At 65.1% G+C, this 5,061-nt stretch carries 4 protein-coding genes; 2 read left to right on the top strand and 2 right to left on the bottom strand.

The window, feature by feature from the left end:
* The first annotated feature begins 61 nt into the window (after nt 1–61).
* Nucleotides 62–991, top strand: coding sequence for a sulfite exporter TauE/SafE family protein (locus ACR2J1_RS08130; protein WP_434018831.1), 930 nt, complete (start codon nt 62–64; stop codon nt 989–991).
* Nucleotides 991–1,764, top strand: a complete 774-nt coding sequence (locus ACR2J1_RS08135) for a TIGR02186 family protein (RefSeq protein WP_434018829.1) — start codon at nt 991–993, stop codon at nt 1,762–1,764. Before ACR2J1_RS08130 ends, ACR2J1_RS08135 begins: the two co-directional genes overlap by 1 nt.
* 2 nt (nt 1,765–1,766) lie before the next feature.
* On the opposite strand, the gene pdeM is transcribed toward ACR2J1_RS08135, so the two are convergent.
* Entirely contained in the window at nt 1,767–2,489 is a 723-nt protein-coding gene (pdeM, locus tag ACR2J1_RS08140; protein ID WP_434018830.1) for a ligase-associated DNA damage response endonuclease PdeM, read from the bottom strand.
* Complete coding sequence (locus ACR2J1_RS08145) at nt 2,467–5,001, bottom strand: ligase-associated DNA damage response DEXH box helicase (RefSeq protein ID WP_434018832.1); 2,535 nt, start codon at nt 4,999–5,001, stop codon at nt 2,467–2,469. The genes pdeM and ACR2J1_RS08145 overlap by 23 nt, the downstream gene beginning before the upstream one ends.
* Nucleotides 5,002–5,061 lie beyond the last annotated feature (60 nt).

Consider the following 5,061-nt stretch of genomic DNA (forward strand, 5'->3'; position numbering starts at 1 on the left):
ATTGACAGGGAGCGGCGCTGCGAACAGGTTTCGTCAGCACCTCAAAAAACAACGCTGGCCAATGTTCCAGGTCTATCTTCCCATCGCCGAGATGTCCGTGAACCTCTTGGTGATGCTGGGACTTGGGGCGACGATCGGATTTCTTTCAGGAATGTTCGGCGTAGGCGGCGGCTTCCTGCTGACGCCGCTCTTGATGTTTTCAGGCATTCCGCCGGCGATCGCGGTGGCAACGGGCGCGAACCAGATCGTGGCCACCTCCGTTTCGGGTGCGCTTGCGCAATGGCGGCGCGGCAATATCGACCTGAAAATGGGCGGCGTGCTGATCGCGGGTGGCATGGTCGGGGCGCTGGGTGGCGTCTTCCTGCTCAAGCTGCTGCGGCAACTCGGCCAAGCCGGGCTCATCATCTCGCTCACCTATGTGGCCTTTCTCGGCGTCATTGGCGCCCTGATGCTCGCGGAAAGCCTTCGCGCCATGCGCAGAGCACGGGCGGGGAAGTCCGTGGCGTCCCGCCGTTCCGGGCAGCACAACTGGGTGCACGGTCTGCCGCTGAAGATGCGCTTCCCCGATTCGCGCCTCTATATCAGCGCGATCCCGCCGCTTGTGATCGGCGCTCTGGTTGGCCTGCTCGCCGCCTTCCTCGGCGTCGGGGGCGGCTTCATCATGGTGCCGGCGATGATCTACCTGCTGCACATGCCGACCAATATCGTGATCGGCACGTCTATGTTTCAGATCATCTTCGTCAGCGCCGTGGTGACGATTCTGCAAGCGACCCTGAACAACACGGTCGACGTGGTGCTTGCCATGCTCCTCGTCGTTGGCGGCGTCATCGGCGGCCAGTTCGGGGTAAGCGCGGGCCAAAGGCTCAAGGGCGAGCAGTTGCGGGCGCTGCTCGCCCTCATGGTTCTCGCGGTTGCCATCCGCCTCCTCTTCGACCTGGTGCTGCGACCGGCCGAGCTCTACAGCATCGCCCCGATGGCGGCGGGCGCATGATGGGGGGCGCGCTTCGAACTGCAGCGCTCATCCTCGCGCTGTCCTCGGCGGCGGCGGCGCAGACTGCACCTAAGGAAGAGGTGCAGTCGGATATCTCCACCCGCGAAATCTCAATCCAGTCGAACTTCACCGGCATCGAGATCCTCATTTTCGGCAGCGTGGATTTTTCCAGCACGCCGAGCCCCGAGAAGGCGGTGCACGACGTCATCATGGTCATCCGCGGACCGAGCCAGCCGATGGTGGCGCGGCGCAAGGAGCGCGTCGGCGGAATCTGGGTCAACGGAGCGAGCCGAGTCTTTCCTTCGGTGCCCGGTTTCTACACCGTGCTGTCCTCGCGTCCGTTCCGCGCGATCGCCCGGGAGGAGACCCTAAAAAAGCTTGGTGCGGGCTTCAAGAATATCAATTTCGGCGTGGACAGCGCAGGCGACCCGACCGACGAAACGTTCCGCTCGTCCGTGATCCGGCTGAAGCAGCGCGCCGGCCTCTTCCAAGAGCACGACGACGGGATCAGCTTTATCGGCCGCAGCCTGTTTCGCGGCACGGTCGACCTGCCGGTGAATGTCCCGATCGGGCTCTATACGGCCGACGTCTATCTGTTCCGCGACGGCGAGCTGCTGAGCAAGAACGAGAGCACGCTTCAAGTGAACAAGGTGGGGTTCGAGCGGCTCGTCTATCTGCTCGCGTTCCGCTATCCCTTCATCTACGGAATGATCGCGGTCCTGATCGCCGTGCTTGGCGGACTGATCGGCTGGTTCGCCTTCCGCCGCGACTAGGCTCAGTCTGGCAGCAGCGCCCGCCCCTGGATGGGGTAGACATCGGCGCGCCCCATCATCCAAGCCTCCAGGCTCGGTTGCAGGAACAACGCGCCGAACGCGGCATCGAGCACGTTGAGGCCGCCGGTGTAAGCGCCGAAGGCCGGCATCACGATTCGGTTGCCGTCGGTGGCGAAGCACTTGCGCCTTATGACTTCGCCGCGCCTTGCGACACGCGCGACCGGGTGCAGGTGGCCAGAGATCTCGCGGCCATCGGCGTTGCCGGACGGCTCGTGCCTAAGCGTGATGCCGCAAATGCTCAAACTGTTGCAGATCGTGCCGCCGACGCATTCCGGCAGTTCGGGATCGTGATTGCCGCGGATCCAATACCATTCGCGGTTGGCCTGCAGCATGAGGAGGAGCGCGAGATCATCCTCGACTAAACGAGCGGCGGACTGGCTGGTGTGAAAACTGTCGCCGAGCGCAACGACGCGCAACGGCGCGAGCTCGGCGACGATCCTGGCCAAGCGCATCAGCGTGGTGCGGGTGTCGTAAGGCGGCAGCAGCATGCCGAAGGCAGCGAAGGCCGCGCCCTTCTCCAGATGCAGATCGGCGACGAGCAGCGTCCGCTCGGCTTCCCAATATAGCGCGCCAGACGCAAGCGGCTTCAATTTATGCCCGGCAACGGTGATTTGTGCGCGGAATGGCGACACGATCTCTGGCTCAAGCCTGTTCAGGCGCAGCATGTCCGGCAACTTCCCTCGCAAGCTCCTCGACTATTTCCCGCAACAATGCTTCTCGCGCGTCGCCGGGCACGCTTTCGCGGCCAATCTCAAGCATGACCGGAATCGCGAGCGGAGATACGCGCCCCAACGCAATATGCCTGATTCGACCCCGCACCCGCTTCAGGAAATCTCCGAGCCGCGCCACATCGAGCATTCCGCTCGCGGCGTCGGCGAAGGCGGCTTGCAGCAAAATGTGATCCGGCTCGTGCTGGCGCAGCACATCGTAGATCAGATCCGACGAGACCGTCATCTGCCGTCCCGTCTTCTCCTTGCCCGGATGACGGCGCTCGATGAGACCCGAAATGATGGCGCAGACCCGGAACGACCGCTTCATCAGATTGGATTCCGCAAGCCAGGCATCGAGATCGTCGCCGAGCATGTCCTCGTCGAAGAGCTTGGCAAGATCGAGGCGGCCCTGCTCCACCATGGCGCCCATGTCGCTCAGGCCCCAGATCGCAAGGGCATATTCATTGGCGACGAAGCCGAGCGGCCCCGCATGCGCGCGCTCCAGGCGGCGGGTCAGCAGCATGCCGAGGCTTTGATGCGCGAGGCGTCCCTCGAAGGGATAGCAGACGAGATAATGTTTGCGGCCGCGCGGGAAGGTCTCGATCAGGATCTCGTCCGGACCGGGGACGACGGAGATATCGGCCTGGAAGCGGAGCCAGTCCGAGACCTGCTCCGGCAGCACGGACCAATGGCCGGGATCGGCGAGCAGATCGCGCACCCGGGAGGCGAGATAGGTCGAGAGGGGGAATTTGCCGCCGTCATAAGAAGGGATCTTCGGCTCGGTCGCGTGGGCGCGGGTGACGATAGCATCGCTCTCGCGCAAGCCTTCGAAGCGGAGCACTTGACCCGCGAAGACGAAGGTGTCGCCCGGGACGAGCTGCTCGATGAACCATTCCTCCACCTCGCCGAGAACGCGGCCCGCGGCGAGCGCGGCGCGAGTGCCGACACCGCCACCCTGTCGCCGGGCAAGGCGAACGCGCAACATCGGCGCCTCGACGATGGTGCCGACATTGAGCCGGTATTGCTGCGCGATGCGGGGATGGGCGACGCGGTAGAGGCCTTCCGGGGTCAGCTTCAGCTTGGCGTAGCGATCGTAATTGGCGAGCGCATAGCCGCCGGTGGCGACGAAGCGCACGACCTCGTCGAAGGTCTCGCGGGGGAGATCGTGATAGGGCGCGGCGCTCCGCACCTCGTCATAGAGCGCGTCGGGATCGAAGGGCTCCGCGCACGCCATGCCGAGCACGTGCTGGGCGAGCACGTCGAGCGCACCTGGACGCGCGGGCGGGGTATCCTGCGCGCCTGCGGCGGCGGCTTCCAATGCGGCCTGACATTCGACCACCTCGAAGCGGTTGGCCGGCACGAGCACAGCCTTGCTCGGCTCGTCGAGGCGGTGATTGGCGCGGCCGATGCGCTGCGCGAGGCGGCTTGCCCCTTTCGGTGCGCAGACATTGATAACGAGGTCGACGTCGCCCCAGTCGATGCCGAGATCGAGCGTCGAGGTACAGACGACCGCGCGCAGGCGGCCGGCGACCATCGCCGCCTCGACCTCGCGCCGCTGGGCGACGTCGAGCGAGCCGTGATGCAACGCGATGGGGAGATTGTCGTCATTGTAGCGCCACAGCTCGTGAAACAGCATCTCGGCCTGCGAGCGTGTGTTGACGAAGATGAGCGACATGCGATGGGCTTTGATGGACTCGTAGATCTCGGGCAGCGCGTAGCGCGCGGAGTGGCCCGCCCAGGGCAAATCCGCATCGGAATCGAGGATCGCGATGTTCGGCTTCACGCCGCCATCGGCGACGACGATTTCGGACAGCTGCGCTGTGGCGAGGTCGGAATGGGGCGCGAGAAACGCCGCGAGCTCGGAGGGACGCGCGACGGTGGCGGACAGGCCGATCGCGGTAAAGCCGGGCGATAACTTGCGCAGGCGCGCAAGATCCAGCGCCAGGAGATCGCCGCGCTTCCTGGAGGCAAGCGCATGCAGCTCATCGAGAATGACATATTTGAGATGGCCGAAAAGGTCGGGCGCCGTGCGGTGCGCGAGCATCAGCGCGATCTGCTCCGGCGTGGTGAGAAGGATGTCGGGCGGCATGACGCGCTGGCGGGCGCGGCGCGAGGGCGGGGTGTCGCCAGTGCGCGTCTCCAGCCGTATGGGCAGCCCCATCTCGCTGACGGGCTCGGTTAGGTTGCGGGCGATGTCGGTCGCGAGCGCCTTCAGCGGCGAGACATAGAGCGTGTGGATGCGCGCCGCGGATTTCGCCGCCTGTGGCCCACCGGCAAGATTGACAAGGCTAGGCAGGAAGCCCGCAAGCGTCTTGCCGCCACCGGTTGGCGCGATCAGGAGCGTGTTGCGGCCACCGGCGGCCGCCTCCAGCAACGCAAGCTGATGCGCATGCGGCCTCCAGCCCCGTGCGGCGAACCAGCCCGCGAACGGCTCCGGCAGGGAGGCGTCCACCTTGCGTGTTGCCAGGGCCCGGCTTGCGCTCAAGCTTTTCACGTCCTTCTTGACCTTGAGAGCTTTCGACACCAA

Source organism: Methyloceanibacter sp., assembly GCF_050999895.1.
Classification (GTDB): domain Bacteria; phylum Pseudomonadota; class Alphaproteobacteria; order Rhizobiales; family Methyloligellaceae; genus Methyloceanibacter.